Genomic DNA, 17,731 nt, shown 5'->3' with positions numbered 1-17,731 from the left:
ATAAGTATAGCTAAAAGAACTTCCAACCCATTTTTGGGACAGTGGAAGTTCTTTTTTTGGAGGTTGGCGGGTGGGGCGCCTCTTTTGCTGTTCATCAGAGATTCTGTTGGTCCTGGAAGATGAATGCTGCGCCTGCCGATTCTCTTTGAACAAGCGTAACGTATAACCGTTCATGTTCCACGTCTTCCCCGGCAATGATTTTGAGAACCTGCTCAGCGGCCACAGCGCCCCATTTGCGTTTGGAGTAGTCTATCGTTGTCAGCCGGGGCTGAATATATTGCGCCAGCTCGATATTATCAAAGCCGACGATATGAACATCCTTGCCAATGGTAAGCTCTGACTGAGCCATTCGATTGTAAAAGCCTACGGCCATTTCATCATTGAGACAAAATACGGCTACAGGTTCTGAATCCGGGCCAACCTGCTGTTGTAAAATGATTTCAGCTGCCTGTTCACCGCCCGATTTCTCGAAATTGCCGTCAATTTCAATCATCTCGGCGACGCCGCTACGCTCAATGGTCTGCTTGACCGCCTGCATCCGCTGCCAGGAATCATAAGAACCTTCTGGTCCGGTCACAACATATAACTTGCGGTGTCCCAATTCCAATAGATGCTCTATTGCAAGCGCGGCACCTGCTTTGTTATCCAGCAGCACCTGGTTAATGTTAGGATGATTCAGTTCACGGTCCAATACGACAATTTTATGTCCCCGCTCGGCGTAGTTCAGCAGCTCCTGACTATCAAACGTCTGATCCAGTACAATAGCTCCGTCAATCATGCGTTCTGGCAGCATTCGATGTGATTGCTTTCCGCTGCATACAATGAGGTCATAGCCCTTGCGGTTCAAGATTTCCTTGATGCCGTACAGCAAATCTCCATAAACATCTCCGCGAAAATCAGTCAGGAATACGCCAATAATTTTGGTTTGCCTTTTCTTGAGATTCCGTGCGGCGGCATTGGGCACATAGTTAAGCTCTTTGGCAATGGCCAAAATACGTGCGCAAGTCTCTTCTGTTACCTTATCGCTACCGTTCAAAGCATATGAAACGGTAGATATGGAAACGCCCGCCTGTTTGGCGATATCTTTAATGCTGACCACAACGTCACCTCCTTGTGTTCGTCTTATATGTGCTATTGTATATGCATTATTAACCACATATCTATTCAAAATGTCGTAGTTCTACATGCAAGCAGCAAAGGGCGATCCCGCAAGATCGCCATTCCTTTGTTGCCTATACCTGATTTTGCTTATGAATCATTCGATTTATAAAATAATCTCCAGACGGTGTACACCATCATGTTCTGCTAACGCCTGCTCGAAAGTCTCACGTTTGATGCGCAAGGCACCGGAACGATAGCGATTGTCATCGGCTGGCTCACTTTCCAGAGGGGCACCGTTCAATACTGCACGGCCTTGCTCACCGCTCGTATGCTCTTGCAGCATGCGGTAGACGAAGGTGATTGGCTTTCCTGCAAAGGAAAATTTAAATTCCAATCCGTTGAGATCGTCCGGCAGCACAGGGTCCAGGATCAGGTCCTCGCCTGACTGACGAATACCAAGGACATTCGATATGAGCTGATTCATGTAGATTCCCGGACCGCTGGAATAGATTCTCCAGCCACCCTTGACGGGTACGGCTCCTTCCCGCAGTTCACCAAACCGTTCCTGTGCTTCATAGCGGGTGTTAAATTTACCGTCCGAGCTGCTGAAATACGCGTTGCTTTGGCGCCATTCGGCATTCGGTACGGTTGCACGGATGCCGACCGGATTGATGAGCTTCAGGCTGTGCCAAGCGTCATCCTTGCGTCCTAACTTGGCCATGGCTTCCACAAAGCGGATATGAGCGTGCACATATTGCAGCCCCACCTCACGTCCAAAGTTGGCCGCTTGCTCTGCGCGCTTGAAGTGCGAACTCACACCGCCATCATATTGAGCAGGGCGGTTCATCAGACGCACACCATCCGGGCAGAGGAACTGCTCGCGGATGAGCTGCTCATGAGCCAATGCTTGCTCAGGCGTGAGCAACTGGCTGATCATGCTGCGTGTCATCGGCAGCAAACGGTAGTGGATTCCCGTCTCGGTGTCGGACGGATGGAGCATGAGCTTGGGTTGACCAGGCTCTTCCATATATACAAAGCCTGGAATAACTTCGCTCTCCAGCATGTAGCGATTGAAGTCTTTACGGATGCCGTTCGCCATCTGATGTAAATCTTGTGCGATCTTATCAGCATCGCTTGCTACATCTGCTGGAGCTTGCTCCAACGCAGCAGCAAAGTTACGAATCACTTGGTAGGTGAGTGCAACCGTCCAACTGCTCGCCATGTATTGCTTCAGCTGCGCATTGGCTGGCTGGAGAGTGTCATCCCAATCGCCATCGCCATAAGCCGATAAGTACGTATCATGCAGGAAATTCTCTCGAATATATTCGATTTCCTTCAGGGCATGTTCCATAAGGGTCGCAGTCTGCTTGGTATAATCGAAAGTATGCCGATGGGTGTAAGGCACATTTTCTCCCAGAATACTGTAATCACGGGTAGCGGTCAAATAATCGCCCAGTACCTTGAGCGGCCAAACGATAATATCCCCATGGCTTTCTTCTTGCTGCACGTGAGTATAGTTGTCAAACATAAACCATTGCGGCCAGTTTCCGCTGTCTTCATACTGATGGCTGAATATAGTTAGCAAAATGGAACGAACCTCATCAAAATTTTGCACTGCCGAAAAATATTCGACAGGCCCCTGACATACATCACGTGTTCCCCAGGCTGCTCCGCCGTATTGCTCCAGACCGTGAGGCACAGAGTAGTGGACGAGCATGTTGTGGGTGTACCACCAGGCCACTGCGTTTACACGGAATAGCTCGCTGGTTTCCTGTTGGCCAAGCGTCAGATGGAAGCCATTCATAAGCTCGTCAAAATACTCCCGGTAGCGCTCGCGCTCATCTTCAAAGGAGGCGTGTAGCTCCTTGTGTGCTCGGTCCTTCCCGGTCGAACGGCCATGCAGCCAACCTTGTACAGTGCAGGTCCATTCGCTGCTGTCGCCCAGTTCCAAAACGACCAAGGATGCATCAGGAGAGGCTCCACCCTGTAGCAGTGCTTGAGCGTCGCTCACTTGCTGTAACGAAGCGCCTGTTATGTGCATTCGGTACAAAAGATCCGGGTAAGCCTCGGCGCTTAGGGAAGCGGAATCCGCTCTAAAGAGCAGGTCGTCACCTTCGCGTTCCATATGAAACGGAAGCTCATATTCGTTCACATGCATAGACATTTGCTGAGTGATCAGGAATGGGTAGGCTTTACCGCTTGCCGAGCGCATGTGAAGCCGCACTTCTGGGCGATCGGCATTCGTATGGTTTGTAATAATGAATGTATCGTCAGCCGTTTTATAATACCAGCGCACATAATTAAAGCCAATCTCGAACAGGGAAGGCATGGTGAGCAGGCGGTATTTTCCTTGAATTCCGACGTAGATACGTTGACCGGATGTCTTGGGAATGTTGAGCGCATTACGCACGTTGGTGATCATTTTGTTGAAATTCGTATTACCGATCACGAGTTGGGAATTGAATACCCCGTACATATAGGAGGTGGTTGTAATGGTTTCTTCCTTACCTCCAGAGTAATGCCCACCCATTAAAATGTGCCCGTGAGGACGCTCTACACGAAGCTCTTTGGATTTGAGTACAACATGCTCATAGCTATCCGTAAAAAAGGAAAGTAGTTCATCGCCATCCCGTTCTTCTTCCTGGCGTTTCGGGAAAAGCTGATCCACTTCGGCATCGGTCAAGTTCAGCGTGCGCAGCGGTTCACCGATGGTTTGCGCTGTAGCTATACGTTCTGCCTGGAAGTCACTTGCGATGCGCGCTGGTATGATGGTCGCGGAAGCGTCCGCTAGAACGCCAACTACTTCATCGCGTGCTTTGGTTACCAGGTCCTGATACTCCAGCTTCGTCACTGCAGCCGGATGGCTCGGCTGGTACAGACCGTAAAACGTAAAGCGAGCTTCCCCGGCGAGTTTTATCCGCTCAGATTGCAGCGCTGTATAAGCGAATTCGTATTGATACACTTCATTGGCGAGCGAGTCGCGGCGCAGTGCTTCCGGCTCATTCGTTTCCTTGTAAGAAAGTCCAAAGAACTGAAATCCGTCAGTCGAGTATCCGACAGTACGGGTTAACGAGCCTTGTTGAATGTAAGGGAATGCCTGGCTTTGCGGCTGATTCTGACGTGAGCAAACGGTATAGCCTCTTTGTTCATCATGATAGACAGTATGGTCAATATATTGAGACAAATAAGCTTCATTACTGCGCACAGCAGCGGTATCGGCAATACCGATATCCTGACCGTACACAATATCTGCTTCAACGTCATCGCCCTGTAGGGTTACATCCCAGAACCATACTCCCAGGCGGCTTAGTGTGAAGGTCACCTGATAGCCTACACCGGCGGTGAAGCCTTCCCAAATAATCTGCTGATCCGTTTGTCTGATTACGCCGGGCGAACGAACTCCAAGCAGTGGAGTGATGCTTACGCCGGAAGGACGATACAGTCTCAGGTACAGATTATTCAAGGAACCATCGACTGAATTGGTCAACAGTTGGTTGATCATCGTTGAGCCGTGAGCGATCTTGTACACATCACCGCTGCTTAAAAAGGTAAAGGACAGGTCTCCGGCTCGCAGCAAAATATTTTGGTCTAAACTTGTATTCATCAAGGGGAACGCCTCACTTTCCTGTTTCTTTTACTAACCGAAAACGGCCTTCTGTAGTATCTCGGCTGTTAGGTCCTGTAAAGACGGCAAATTCACCGCTGTCACTGTCGAAGCTCAAATCTGCATGATGATAGCGCAGCTGAGGCTCGGTCACTGTAAATTCCACTTCCCGGCTTTCGCCTGGGGCAAGCAGGACTTTGCAGAAATCTTTCAGTTCTTTCATCGGACGAACCGTATCACCGCTGATATCACGGACATAGAACTGAACCGTTTCCTCGACTGGACGTGTTCCTGTGTTCGTTACTTGTACTCTAACGGTCAGTTCTTGACTGGGAATAAGGGTATCGCCGGAAAGCTGTAAGCTGTCATAGGCTACATCGGTGTAGCTCAGGCCATAGCCGAACGGGAATAAAGGTTCGTTCGGTATATCTAGATACTGGGACACATAGCGTTCTGTCGTGTTCGGATCTAACTGTGGACGTCCTGTATTAAAATGATTGTAATACACAGGCACCTGCCCGACCGATTGCGGGAAGGACATCGTCAGACGACCCGTAGGTTCGGCATCACCGTATAACAGATCGGCAATTGCTGCGCCGCCTTCGCCACCAGGGAACCAGGCTTCCAGTACAGCGTCTGCTTCTTCAATGACGCCGTGCAGATCCAATGGACGACCATTAAACAGTACGGCTACCATTGGCTTATTCAGTGTCTTCAGGCGCTTCACCAATTCCAATTGGGCCTGTGGCAGGCGAATATTCGAACGGCTGCCTGCTTCACCACTCATATCTGAGCGCTCGCCAAGCGCTAAAACGATGACCTCTGCTTGACTGGCAGCATGCAGAGCTTCTGCATATTGCTCCTCTGTTATGTCGTCTACAGAGCATCCTGCCGCTACGGTGAGCAGCGAGGAGGATATTTTCGAATGAAACCCGTCGACAACACGAATGGCTTCCTCTTGTGAACCGCTCCACGACCAAGAACCCAAAATATCGCCGCTCTCTGCAAAAGGTCCGATCAATGCAATACGTTGATTGCGATTCAATGGAAGCACGGAATCATTTTTGAGCAGCACGCATGATTTAATGGCTAGTTCTTTGGCAACCGCACGATGGGCTTCGCAGAACACAACTTCACGTTCACGCTCAGGGTCTGCGCCACGTAGCGGATTCTCGAACAAGCCCAGCTTTTGTTTGAGCTTCAATATACGCATCACCGCTTCATCAACGAGCGCTTCATCCAGCTGTCCGCTGCGAATTAGCTCAGGCAGGTGTCCATTATAGCAGGAGGTCATCATTTCAATATCTACGCCTGCCAGCAATGCTTTCTTTGCTGCCTCCCGCTCATCTTCGGCGATGCCATGAGGAATAAGCTCTTTGATCGCGGCCCAATCCGAAATGAGTACACCGTCAAATCCCCATTCATCACGAAGCAGATCACGCATCAGGCGCTTATTGCCCGTTGCCGCTACGCCTTCTACGGTATTGAAGGACGTCATCACCATTTCGCAGCCTTCATCTAAAGCAGCTTTGTAGGAGGGGAGATAATACTCTCGCAGCTGCCATGCGGATATATCTACGGTATTGTAATCTCGTCCGCCTTCACCGGCACCATAGGCAGCAAAGTGCTTCACGCATGCGGCTACCCGCTCGGTATCATTCGTCAGATCTTTACCCTGAAATCCGCGCACAAACGCACGGGCAAATTGACTGTTGAGATAAGGGTCTTCCCCAGTGGATTCCATTACACGACCCCAGCGGGGGTCACGTACCAGATCGACCATAGGAGCGAATGTGACGTGAACACCAGATACGGCTGCTTCCCGGGAAGCGATAGTAGCGCTCTCTTCTGCAAGTTCCATATCCCATGAGCAACCCATAGCCAGTGGTATAGGGAAAATCGTTTTGAAGCCGTGTACAATATCTGCCATAATTAAAAGCGGAATACCCAGACGGTTTTTACTCAAATGAGCCTGCTGAACACGAATCGCTTCCTGAGCTCCTGCAAGGCCGAGCACGGAACCAACATTGTGAACCGTTTGCTCGGTAATGCCGAGAGAAGCCATAGGACCAGTAATTTGGCCCTCTATACCCGCTTCTTCAAAAAAGCCACCCACAAGCTGTAGCAGTTGGTCGACTTTTTCTTCAAGCGTCATGTTTTGTAGATAGGAATTCAGGTGTTGTTCCATCATAATCCTCCGTAAGCTGTTTGGTTGGTAAAACAGCTCTCTTTTTCAGATTCATGAGATTTTTTGGACAAAGTTGATTCAAAAAAGTGCTGAACAGGCTAATAGCTAGTATAGAAGCATAATCTTCTGTTGTATTATTAATCGAAACGTTTCTATTGTTGGACTCAGTTGGATTATATACGCTTCCAAATGGAGAGTCAAATGCAAAACGGGGGTTTTTTATAGGACAAATAGCGTAATAAAGATTGAAATAAATGAAAAAGTGATGCGATTCCAAGTAAATAAAATATAATATCCCTATTGAATACGGTTTCAATTTGTTCTATAATGACTATCGAAACGTTTCTATTGATGAGTATGGTCCTTAGGCTTTAAACATAATTGTTATAACGGTATGCTTTAACTGCTATGTATTTGCATGTATCAGGATTTTGCAAAATTCGATTTCAGTCGCTCCAAATTGCAATATTTGGACATTGGAAGTCGCTTATTGAATTTTTGCAAAATTCATGTGCTTGAATCCGTTATCATATTGCATGATCGGTAAACTGATCATCTCGGGAGGAATTCGTATGATGAAAAGAACATTGGGGATCATTTTGGCAAGCACCTTATTACTGGGGGGTGCGCTGGTTGGTTGTTCATCCAAGGATGATTCGTCGGGCAAAGATGCAAATGGCAAGACGACCATTACCATGTGGGGAATGGGAGCGGAAGGGAAGTTGCTGCCTGAAATTGTAAAAGATTTTGAAAAAGAAAATCCAAATATTCACGTTGATGTACAGGCGTTGCCTTGGGATAACGCTCACGACAAATTGCTCACGGCGGTTGCCTCAAAATCAGGTCCAGATGTTGTCCAGCTCGGTACATCATGGGTGCCGGAATTAGCATCTGCGGGTGCACTAACAGACATCACGCCTTACATCAGCAAATACCCTGAGCTTGAAGCGAAAAATTTCTTCAAGGGCGCTGTGAGTACGGCTCAATTTGAAGCTAAACCGGTCGCCGTACCTTGGTACACTGAAACGCGAGTTTTATTCTATCGTTCGGACCTACTGAAACAGGTTGGATACAATGAAGCACCTAAAACGTGGGAGGAACTGTCCGATGCTGCTCAAAAGCTAGCGGCTCGGGGTAAAGGCAAATATGGTATCTCCTTTAGTGCAAAGGAGCAGTCCATGGGCTTTATGTTTGCTCTCCAGAACGGTTCCAAGCTGGTTGACGAGCAGGGCAATCCGCTATTCAACCAAGCACCGTTTGTAGATGCTGTGAAGTATGTAAATACCTTTTTCCAAAATGGCTCTAACGCAGTGGATATTGGAATTGATTCCGTTCAAGGTTTGCAAGGCGAGGGGATCGTTCCAATGTTTATCAGCGGTCCTTTCATGATTAAAGAAATCAAGAGCAAGGCACCAGAACTGGAAGGCAAGTGGAATATTGCGGAGCTTCCTGGCAAAGTAAACAACCTATCCGTTTTGGGTGGAGCCAACCTTTCAATAATGAAATTCAGCAAGCACCCAGAGGAGTCAGCCAAATTCCTGGCTTACATGAGCAAACCAGAAACACAACTGAAATGGATGGAGCTGTCCAGTAACTTGCCTGCGACTACTAAATCGTGGGAAGATGCCAAACTGAAGAGTGATCCGATGCTTCTGACGATTCGCAAACAGCTGGATCATTCCGCAGCATTGCCGCAACTGGCTGCATGGGAAGAAGTTTCTCAACAATTCATCAAGAGCTTTGAGCGTATTTACCGCGGTCATGCCGATGTACAGAAGGAAATGGATGACTTTAATCAGCAGGCTGCAAGTATAATGAAAAAATAATGATCCATATCCGTCATTGTCAAAGGGAGTGAAGGCATGAAAGGAAGCTCGCAGAAGCTTGCGCCATACTTGTTTATCGGTCCCTCCATCATCCTGTTAACGCTGTTTTCGTTATTGCCGATACTACTGGCGCTCGTGATCAGCTTCACGGATATGGATCTGTCCGGACTCGTTAATTATGAAAGTATTCGCTTTATAGGATTGGAAAATTACACGAACGTGCTTTTGGACCCTTCCTTTTTGAAGTCCATTGGGAATACGTTGTTCTTTGTTATCATTGGCGTTCCGCTGGTGCTGATATTTTCACTCAGCATCGCGATTCTGATTAACATGGGTAAATCACGTGCTTTCAAAGTATTCCGCGTCGTGTTCTATCTGCCGTCCGTAACGAATGTGGTTGCGGTCGCAGTGGTTTGGAGCTATCTGTATAATCCGACGCTTGGGTTATTCAACTACGTACTTGGTCTGGCGAATTTGGGTCCCGTCCCATGGCTGACCGATCCAACAGTAGCGAAAATTTCGCTGATTGTGTTAGCGGTTTGGCGGGGCATCGGTTTAAACATGATTATTTTTATTGCGGCTATTAAAGGCATTCCAGGCTCTTATTATGAAGCGGCCCAGCTTGACGGGGCCAATACATGGCAGCAAATTCGTTATATTACGCTGCCGCAGCTTCGTTACGCTATTTTCTTCGTATCCATTACGACGATGATTGGCTGGCTGCAATTTTTCGAGGAACCTTTTGTCATGACCAAAGGGAAACCGCTGGACGGTACGCTGACGGCATCCTTGTTCATTTACAATAACGGCTTCCAATTTAGTAAATTCGGGTATGCCGCGGCGGGATCGTTCATTCTGTTCTTCGCGATCATCGCGGTGACGCTGATTCAGTTCCGTTTGCAAAATAAAGCGGAGTCCTGATAGAGAGAGGTGATGAACGTGAAAACAGCTGTTCAGCAAGCCCGCGCCAATACGCGCAGTGGTGAAAAAACATTTCAATGGTTCGTGGCGATTCTCCTGACTGTGGGAGGTCTGTTAATGGTGCTGCCTTTTGCGTGGATGATTTTATCCTCCTTTAAGACAGAGGGCGAGGTAACCAAAATTCCTCCAACCATCTGGCCGGAGCATTTTACACTGGATAATTTTAAGATCCTATTCGATAGCATGGCGTTTGGAACCTATCTGACGAATACGCTGATCATTGTCCTAGCTTCCTTCTTCGGATTATTCCTTAACGCCATGGCGGGTTATGGTTTTGCCAAATTCCAGTTTAAGGGCAAGGGCTTCCTGTTCTATTTGGTGCTGGCAACCATGATGATTCCAGGTCAAGTGACGATGATTCCCGTCTATTTGATTCTGAACCAGATGGGGTTGACCAATTCTATGCTGGGGATTGTCCTTCCTGGATTGGTGGGCGCATTTGCGATCTTCCTCTTCCGGCAGTTCATGTCCGATATCCCAGAAGAACTGCTGGAGGCGACCCGTCTTGATGGAGCAGGTGAGTTCCGCACTTTTTTACAAATCGTGCTACCCATTTCGACGCCGATTATCGCGGTACAGGCCATTCTGACCTTCATCGGTGGCTGGAACAGCTTCTTATGGCCGCTCATTATTGCGAACGATGAAAAGCTGTACACCTTGTCCGTCGGTCTGTCACTGCTCAAGGGACAGAACGAAAGTCAATTTGCCCTGCAAATGGCGGGCTCGACCTTCATGGTCGTTCCGATCATGATTATTTTCATTATTTTCCAAAAGTATATTATTGAGAATTATACGATTTCGGGGATTAAGTAGGTGGATAATACGTGAATTGATAAAAACACAAAAACGGAGGACTTCCTAGTTTGAGCAAAAGAAGCCCTCCGTTTTGTGTATAAAAAAACGAAAATTCCTGGTCAGCTCATGTTCATTCTTAGAGAAGCTGCATCAGGATTTTGTTTATATATGGGGAACGGAAAAATGAAAAAGTTAGAATTCAGATTGAGTGTTACGAAGGTGAATAAAAGTTTCGGTCTCCAGAATCATTAGGGTATGCATTACATTAACAACGACCGGCTTTTTTCAGCAAAGTGAACTATACTTTTATTATATTTATTTGAAAATATTTCAAAAATAATATGTTAACAAATTTTACATAATTACTTCAAAAAAAGTATAGAGGCCAACTAAAAAAATGATTATATTGGAAAAGAAATAAAAAAATACAAAAAAATGAGGTGAATCAAATTGTTTGATCCTATTAACCAAGCAGCTGAAGGCAGTGTTTCTCCTATGACGTGTGTTTTTTGTGATACACGTGATCGTTGTGTAGGTTGTGATGCTACCGATTGGTTTTGTAGCAAAGAAAGTGGTCATTGGTGTACTAATAATGATAGCGATTAATTCGATTAATTGAAGTAAAACTCGCAACGATAGAGCTTTCAAACACAGGTAGTCAACTTAGGAGGTCTGGGAACTAATCTTCTTGGACTTCCTCCTATTTTGTAACTTTGAGAGGATGATTAATAGTGATTAGTGCTCCATTTGAAAAAAATCCCGTCAAAATCATAGAACAAAATGAAAAGTTATACTTATACAATATAAAAACAAATGGGCTTTTTCAGATTGATGATGTCGTAGTAGATATATGCAATAGCGAAGGTAAGGAAATTGAAGAAATATATGAATTACTTAAGCATCGTTCTAGTAGAGAAGAGGTAGATAGGTTATTAGCCAGTCTGAAGGAAGCATCGGTTATATATAATAAAGATTTGTCTGTTCAAAAGGAATGTAAAAGTTGCAATGATGAGCAAGTGAGTCTATCATCTATAATCCTTATGCTGGTTCAAGAGTGTAATCTAAGATGCTCTTACTGTTATGGAGGAGACGGAGAATATAATGATCGAGGACGCATGGACACAGAGACCGCATTAAAAGCAGTTGATTATCTGTTTAATCATTCTGGCGAGGAAGAAGAACTGAATATTTGCTTTTTTGGAGGGGAGCCACTTCTGAACATTGAAGTGATTAAAGAAGTTGTAGCCTACACTAAGCTAAAACAAGAAAAATCAAATAAACGTGTTACATATAGTATGACAACGAACGGCACCTTGATTTCCAAAGAAATTGAAAATTTCTTATTAGATCATCATGTTTCTATTCAGATAAGTCTAGATGGTGATCAAATGACGCACGATTTCAATCGATATTATCAGAACAGAAAAGGTACCTATGAAATCATTTTAAATAGAACAGAAAGTTTAAGAAAAAAAGGTGCCATAACAGCAAGAGCTACGATTTCACCAGTACAATTGGATATAACACATACACTTACACATTTATTGGGGATTGGTATCCGCCATGTTGCGATGTATCCTGCAGTCGAGATGCTTAGTGAGGATGACTTTGAGAAGTATGCACAAGAATTCACCAAATTGGTTGTTCATTTTGAATCTTTGCTTCAGGTCAAAAAATATGGGGAAGCACGTCAAATATCGAACATTCTAAAATACTTGAAGATGATTCATTCTTCTTCTAAGCGAGATTATTTTTGTGGAGCGGTCTCGCATATGCTTGCCGTTGATGTGCATGGTAATCTTTATCCTTGTCAACGATTTGTTAATGAAAAGGATTACTCTTTAGGAAATGTAAGGGAAGGGATGGATGTAAGAAAGAAGAGTGGCATGCTTAGTGAGATGCGTTTAGAGAAGAGAACTGTATGCGGAGAATGTTGGGCTAAGAATCTATGTGGTGGAGGTTGTCCTCAAGAAAATATGGTGCTTAGTGGTTCAATTAATGAGCCAGTGGATAAATACTGTAACTTTACTCGTAGTGCAATAATGGATTGTATGAAATTGTATTTACGATTAACTAAAGAAGATAAGAAAAACCTGTTCTCTGCTAAGCGGCAGCGAGAGCAACTATTGGAGGATGCCTCATTTGACAATTGATATTCAAGCTTTAAGTAAGTCATATGGTTCTCACCAAGTACTTAACGAGCTTCATTTTCATATTGATAATGGTATATTCGGACTGCTCGGAGACAATGGAGCGGGTAAGACCACTTTAATGAAAATTCTTGCCACTTTACTTAGATTCGACCGAGGGGAAGTTGAAATATTCGGACATTCTTTGAAAAAAGAACCTGATGCTATTCGTTCTTTACTAGGTTACTTGCCGCAGTATTTTGATTTTTTTCCAAATGTGACTATTTTGGAATCCATGAACTATTTTGCGGCTTTAAAAGGTATTCAAGGTAAACATCATATTCAAGAGGAGACATCACAGCGATTAATTGAGGTGGGACTTATCGATCAAGTTGATAAAAAAATAAAACAGCTGTCTGGGGGAATGAAGCAGCGCTTAGGAATTGCTCAAGCTATGTTAGGACAGCCTAAGTTGTTAATTGTTGATGAGCCTACGGTTGGACTGGACCCCAAAGAACGAATTGCTTTTCGAAACTTGCTTCAAAATTATGGAGAAGACAGGATTATATTGTTATCTACTCATATTGTTCCTGACGTTTCAAGCACTTGTGACAAACTACTCGTTTTAAAAGAAGGCCGTTGTCTGTACCAAGGGGCTATAGACGATATGATTCGAACTGTCGAGGGTAAAGTGTGGTTGGTTGATGTTGGCAAGCGTCAATTGGAACAATTAAGCCAACAAGCTCGAATCACTTCCATTGTACGGAAGGAAGGAAGAATTCAGGCTCGATTATTGTGTAACTACCCTCCAGATTGTTGTACAGAAGTCACACCCGAAACGGCTAATCTTGAGGATGCGTATCTGTACATTTCCGATCCGGAGGAGAGTTAGCAGAATGGGACAAGTAATCAGAGCCCTAGTTCAATTTGAAGTTTTGCTTATGAAAAAAAGTGTAGTGTTTTTTATAGCACTAATGTTCTCTTGTTTTTTGATTCCTTTATCTTTATATCTAGGAGCAGGGAATAAGAATAACGCGTTATGGATATTTTTGCATCATGGACAAATGTTCTTTACCATATTACTTATGCCGTTAATGTATTCTGTTCTTTATGATGGCGAGAAGCAAAAAATGATCTCTTCTGTTATTATGCCTAAATTGCCTAAAGGAGCCCAATATTTTTATTGTAAGAGTTGTGTATTATGGGGAGTGGTTTGCTTATTTCAATTTGTCGCTTTAGCTATATTTTGTGTGGTTCAATGGACGACTCATGGTAAGGCTCCATTCTTGATACTGCTTCATCTAACAGTAGCAGGTGTAGCAACTATGGGATATTCTGTTCAAATTACCGTCATATTGAACTTGCTCTTACGTAAACAACTGTATGTGAACATTGTAATGCTCGTTTACCTTTTAATCAGTATTACTATCAACTTGCCTTACATTTCAATCTGGTTTAATCCAGATTGGATTATTTCCAATTTCTTCACACAGTCGTTTGCTTTTGGGCGAGTATTCCTATTTTTGCTTATGTGGGTATTGATGAAAGTCAGTAATCATCTATGGATGGCGAGGGTACAAGAATGAATGGAAGTATAGTTCGTTTCTGGCTACAGCTTTTACTTCGAAGAGAACAAGCAGTAACCTTGCTCGTTTCCTTTAGTGTGGTTCTTTTATTCAATTTAATAATGAATGAAGGTATTGCAATAACTTATAGTGTTAACTTGTTATTTGTAGCTTTTTTTTCTTTACAGATTGCGAGTATACACAATCGTAATCATACAGAACCGTATATATATATTTCTGTCTTTCCTAATTATCGTCTAATCGCTTACCAGCTTTATGTTTCTTTAATTCTTTCGTTTCCTCTCTTGCTCATGATGGTAGGACTTTTATGGAAATCATTCGCTGATGTATCATTATGGAATTTGGTTATCATTGTATTTTTTTCTAGTGTTTTTTCATCGATGTTGGGTCTCTTCCTGGGGCAGGTAGTAAAGCATTATGGGTTGGCCTTCACTTTTCTCATTGCTTTTTACCTTCCTATAGGTTTAGTTTCCTGGTCATTTAATGAAAAGTTACGTTACATATCTCCTGTAGTGAATATATTCAACCCCTATATGATCAACTGGCGAAATCTCTTTGGACTCTTAGGCTGTAGTTTATTATTTTACGGATTAGGCTCATTGTTATCCAGTCGGCGCGGAGGCGGCAAAAAGTCTATAATCCCTTGGATTAGTACGGTCCTTGCTTGTAGTATACTGATGGGCGTATGGGGATATGAGAGGCTATTTAATGAGAATGTACAGACATCGTCGTTTCAAAAAATAACTGTGGGACAAACACAAGTAGAGTATAAGGGGATTAGTTCGTATCAGGCTAGGCAATTTGCCACCCTTTTTGAAACGCTGTATCAAGTGGCTAAGAAAAAGGAGACACACCCGATTCACTATACCTTGGAAATCACCCGAATACACTCCATGTCATCGTTCGAGCCGAAAATAATAGTGCAAAATCATAATAAACTTCAAATCAATATTTATTCAAATAAGCTTTTAGAGTTTAATTTTGGAATGGATTGGGCGAGTAAGTGGATTGATTACATTTTGCCACAATTGACCCACTTGTCCAATGAGCAAGTTGACGCTTTTAAACGCCTCAAAAATGAAATTATTTTGGAAGTTAGAGAAAAAAAACCCGAAAATATCTATACAATTCAGGGTGACTGAGAGCTAAAATAGTGAGATTTCATGAAGAACGAATAATAGTAGATAAAGAAAGGGATGGAATGCATGGAACGTGAGGCAGACCATTTGAATATAAGAGCTATATTTCATTCATTCCAATATTGGCCGAAGTTAACTAAGTTACTATGGAGTACAGAACCTATCTACTTTATTATCATTATTTTTGGCTATCTACTAAAAGGAACACTCCCGATTGCTAACCTTCTTTCCATACAGTATTTGGTTTCTGAATTTGAGACTAACACGGTATGGCATAAGCTTCAAATCAGCGCAGTTTTCCCTGTAATTATCGTGATGTTTTCTAGTTTGCTTATTTCAAGTTTAATTGAATACTCTGATAAATTGTTCCAAATTTCACTGATAAATAAATTACAAACATTAATAGTATCACAAGCATCAACATTTAATCTTGCGGATTTTGAGAGTCCGCAAGTACACAATCAGCTCAAAAGAGTACAGAACGACTCAATAGATAGACCTATTCAGATCTATAAAGAACTCATTAATTTGTTAAGTTCCATGGTTACGTTATGCTCTAGTATTGCCATTTTAATAGCATTCAGATGGTGGATATTACTCATTCTTGTTGTCTCCCCCCTGGCATCTTTTTATTCTTTATTGAGATTCACACAAATTCAATATGTAGCCAAGAAAAAACGGGCTCCTTTACAACGTAAATCCAGGTATATTAATTACTTATTGACTAATGAGAAGTCTTTTAAAGAAATCCTATTGTATCAACTTAGTGACTACTTTACAGCAAAATATAAGGACATTTTTGATGTTTTCTACAAAGAGGATAAGTATTTAGCCAAAAAACGTATTGCGTTATATTTGTCTTTTCAAGTAATAAGTACATTATTTATAGCCATTGCTTTGATTATGATTATACAAATATCATGGAAAGAAGAATTTCTCGTTGGCAGTATTTATGCATTAGTTCAAGCAGTATTATTAGCTAATCAAAATATTAACACAGTATCTCAAGGATTGATTTCATTGTGTGATCATAATCTGTATCTAGATGAATTATTCGCTTTTTTTAACATAAAACCTAAACAAGACAGTTCTAGAATGTTGCTAAGAGAGTCAGGTATACAAGCTGATTCAACGATAGAATGCATAGAATTTAAGAATGTTTCATTTGCTTACCCAGATCAAAAAGAATTGGCTCTCAAAGATATAAGTTTTAAAATGAAACGTGGTGAATCTCTTGCTCTAGTGGGCAGGAATGGATCAGGGAAAACAACAGTGATAAAACTTTTAACGGGGTTATATGAAGACTTTGAAGGAGATATTTTAATCAATTCTATCTCGGTTCGAAATTACAATAAAGAAATGCTTTACAAGAAAGTAGGTGTTATATTTCAAGATTTTGTCCAATTTGATTTTTCAGTAAGAGAAAATATAGGTTTTGGCAGTATAGGGGATCTTGAACTTGATACCAGGATATGGGAATCGGCGCAACATACAGGAGTAGATTCGGTAATACGAGATTTGCCTAATCAATTAGAACAACAGCTAGGAAGAAACTTCGAAGGGGGGATACAGCTTTCAGGAGGGCAGTGGCAAAAGATTGCTATATCGAGAGCGCTCTTCAAAGATGCTGACGTTTATGTATTAGATGAGCCTAGTTCATTTCTTGATCCAGAATCGGAAAAACAAGTATTTAAACAATTTCAAAAATTCGTTGATAATAGACTATGCCTCTACATATCTCATCGCTATACCTCTGTTTTATATGCAGATAAAATTTTAGTTATGGAAAAGGGTCAGATAGTAGAAGGAGGAACCCACCAAGAACTAATTGAAAATAGAGGGTTTTACTATAATTTATTTTCTGACGAAATTCATACATTCCAGAAAGCGCTAGTTATTAATGATGTACGCTAACTGTGTATTGAGATTCTGGCAAATAGTGGGACTGCGAACAGAATTGTTTTTTACCTTATGAGAAGTAGACTATAACAAAAAAAGCGGAGCTTTCCTTCGAGAGGCCCTGCTTTTGGGCTTCACATTGGACATTTTCTATATGAGTTAGCCAATATTGATGGGATAGTGCACGAATCTTTCTTTTCAGTCTGTAGATGCGGGTCGTTATCGCCGTAACTGAAATATTATATTTGTCAGCGAGGAAGGACATAGACAGCGGAGGTTGCTTACATATAACAAATTGATAGACGATAAAGGACTGCTTAACAGTGAAAAGGGAATGAAGAATTTGTGAAAAGTAATGATAAAATATACAAAAACATACAAAAAATCCGATATACCTCTAGGATTACTATTTAGAAGAGAAATGGAGGTTTTAAGATGAATGTATCTTTTACATCATCTCACCAATCGCCGTTCCACACCATA

The 17,731-nt window shown here is 42.9% G+C and carries 11 protein-coding genes; 8 read left to right on the top strand and 3 right to left on the bottom strand.

What is annotated here, in order from left to right:
* Window positions 1-94: 94 nt before the first annotated feature.
* From OIU26_RS19380 to OIU26_RS19370, 3 genes are all read right to left on the bottom strand, one after another.
* On the bottom strand, window positions 95-1,099 hold the full coding sequence (locus tag OIU26_RS19380) for a LacI family DNA-binding transcriptional regulator (RefSeq protein ID WP_264217722.1): 1,005 nt from the start codon (window positions 1,097-1,099) through the stop codon (window positions 95-97).
* Between the two features lie 165 nt (window positions 1,100-1,264).
* Window positions 1,265-4,705, bottom strand: coding sequence for a GH36-type glycosyl hydrolase domain-containing protein (locus tag OIU26_RS19375; protein ID WP_264217721.1), 3,441 nt, complete (start codon window positions 4,703-4,705; stop codon window positions 1,265-1,267).
* 13 nt (window positions 4,706-4,718) lie between these two features.
* On the bottom strand, window positions 4,719-6,893 hold the full coding sequence (locus OIU26_RS19370) for a glycoside hydrolase family 3 N-terminal domain-containing protein (RefSeq protein ID WP_264217792.1): 2,175 nt from the start codon (window positions 6,891-6,893) through the stop codon (window positions 4,719-4,721).
* A gap of 572 nt (window positions 6,894-7,465) precedes the next feature.
* Here OIU26_RS19370 and OIU26_RS19365 point away from each other — a divergent pair.
* From OIU26_RS19365 to OIU26_RS19330, 8 genes are all read left to right on the top strand, one after another.
* Window positions 7,466-8,719 carry a sugar ABC transporter substrate-binding protein gene (locus tag OIU26_RS19365; RefSeq protein WP_045244962.1) on the top strand — a complete coding sequence of 418 codons (1,254 nt, stop codon included), beginning with the start codon at window positions 7,466-7,468 and terminating at the stop codon, window positions 8,717-8,719.
* Window positions 8,720-8,755: 36 nt separating this feature from the next.
* A complete protein-coding gene (locus tag OIU26_RS19360; RefSeq protein ID WP_025363776.1) occupies window positions 8,756-9,640 on the top strand; it encodes a carbohydrate ABC transporter permease in 885 nt (294 codons plus the stop codon).
* Window positions 9,641-9,658: 18 nt separating this feature from the next.
* On the top strand, window positions 9,659-10,513 hold the full coding sequence (locus OIU26_RS19355; RefSeq protein ID WP_013368987.1) for a carbohydrate ABC transporter permease: 855 nt from the start codon (window positions 9,659-9,661) through the stop codon (window positions 10,511-10,513).
* Between the two features lie 713 nt (window positions 10,514-11,226).
* A complete protein-coding gene (gene papB / locus OIU26_RS19350; protein WP_025674409.1) occupies window positions 11,227-12,648 on the top strand; it encodes a PapB family radical SAM/SPASM ranthipeptide maturase in 1,422 nt (473 codons plus the stop codon).
* Window positions 12,638-13,516 (top strand): ABC transporter ATP-binding protein, encoded by an 879-nt coding sequence (locus tag OIU26_RS19345; RefSeq protein WP_264217720.1) that lies wholly within the window; start codon window positions 12,638-12,640, stop codon window positions 13,514-13,516. The genes papB and OIU26_RS19345 overlap by 11 nt, the downstream gene beginning before the upstream one ends.
* A 4-nt stretch (window positions 13,517-13,520) precedes the next feature.
* Window positions 13,521-14,210, top strand: a complete 690-nt coding sequence (locus tag OIU26_RS19340; RefSeq protein ID WP_264217719.1) for an ABC transporter permease — start codon at window positions 13,521-13,523, stop codon at window positions 14,208-14,210.
* On the top strand, window positions 14,207-15,352 hold the full coding sequence (locus tag OIU26_RS19335) for a hypothetical protein (protein ID WP_264217718.1): 1,146 nt from the start codon (window positions 14,207-14,209) through the stop codon (window positions 15,350-15,352). The genes OIU26_RS19340 and OIU26_RS19335 overlap by 4 nt, the downstream gene beginning before the upstream one ends.
* 63 nt (window positions 15,353-15,415) lie before the next feature.
* Window positions 15,416-17,263 (top strand): ABC transporter ATP-binding protein, encoded by a 1,848-nt coding sequence (locus tag OIU26_RS19330; RefSeq protein ID WP_058831186.1) that lies wholly within the window; start codon window positions 15,416-15,418, stop codon window positions 17,261-17,263.
* The last annotated feature ends 468 nt before the right edge of the window (window positions 17,264-17,731 follow it).

Source organism: Paenibacillus sp. BT-177 (genome assembly GCF_025846815.2).
Classification (GTDB): domain Bacteria; phylum Bacillota; class Bacilli; order Paenibacillales; family Paenibacillaceae; genus Paenibacillus; species Paenibacillus polymyxa_C.
This window is presented reverse-complemented; position numbering and strand designations above follow the sequence as displayed.

Coding starts and splice junctions, on each gene's coding strand:
- OIU26_RS19375 (WP_264217721.1), bottom strand. CDS start 4,705: ATGAATACAAGTTTAGACCAAAATATTTTGCTGCGAGCCGGAGACCTG.
- OIU26_RS19370 (WP_264217792.1), bottom strand. CDS start 6,893: ATGGAACAACACCTGAATTCCTATCTACAAAACATGACGCTTGAAGAA.
- OIU26_RS19365 (WP_045244962.1), top strand. CDS start 7,466: ATGATGAAAAGAACATTGGGGATCATTTTGGCAAGCACCTTATTACTG.
- OIU26_RS19360 (WP_025363776.1), top strand. CDS start 8,756: ATGAAAGGAAGCTCGCAGAAGCTTGCGCCATACTTGTTTATCGGTCCC.
- OIU26_RS19340 (WP_264217719.1), top strand. CDS start 13,521: ATGGGACAAGTAATCAGAGCCCTAGTTCAATTTGAAGTTTTGCTTATG.
- OIU26_RS19335 (WP_264217718.1), top strand. CDS start 14,207: ATGAATGGAAGTATAGTTCGTTTCTGGCTACAGCTTTTACTTCGAAGA.
- OIU26_RS19330 (WP_058831186.1), top strand. CDS start 15,416: ATGGAACGTGAGGCAGACCATTTGAATATAAGAGCTATATTTCATTCA.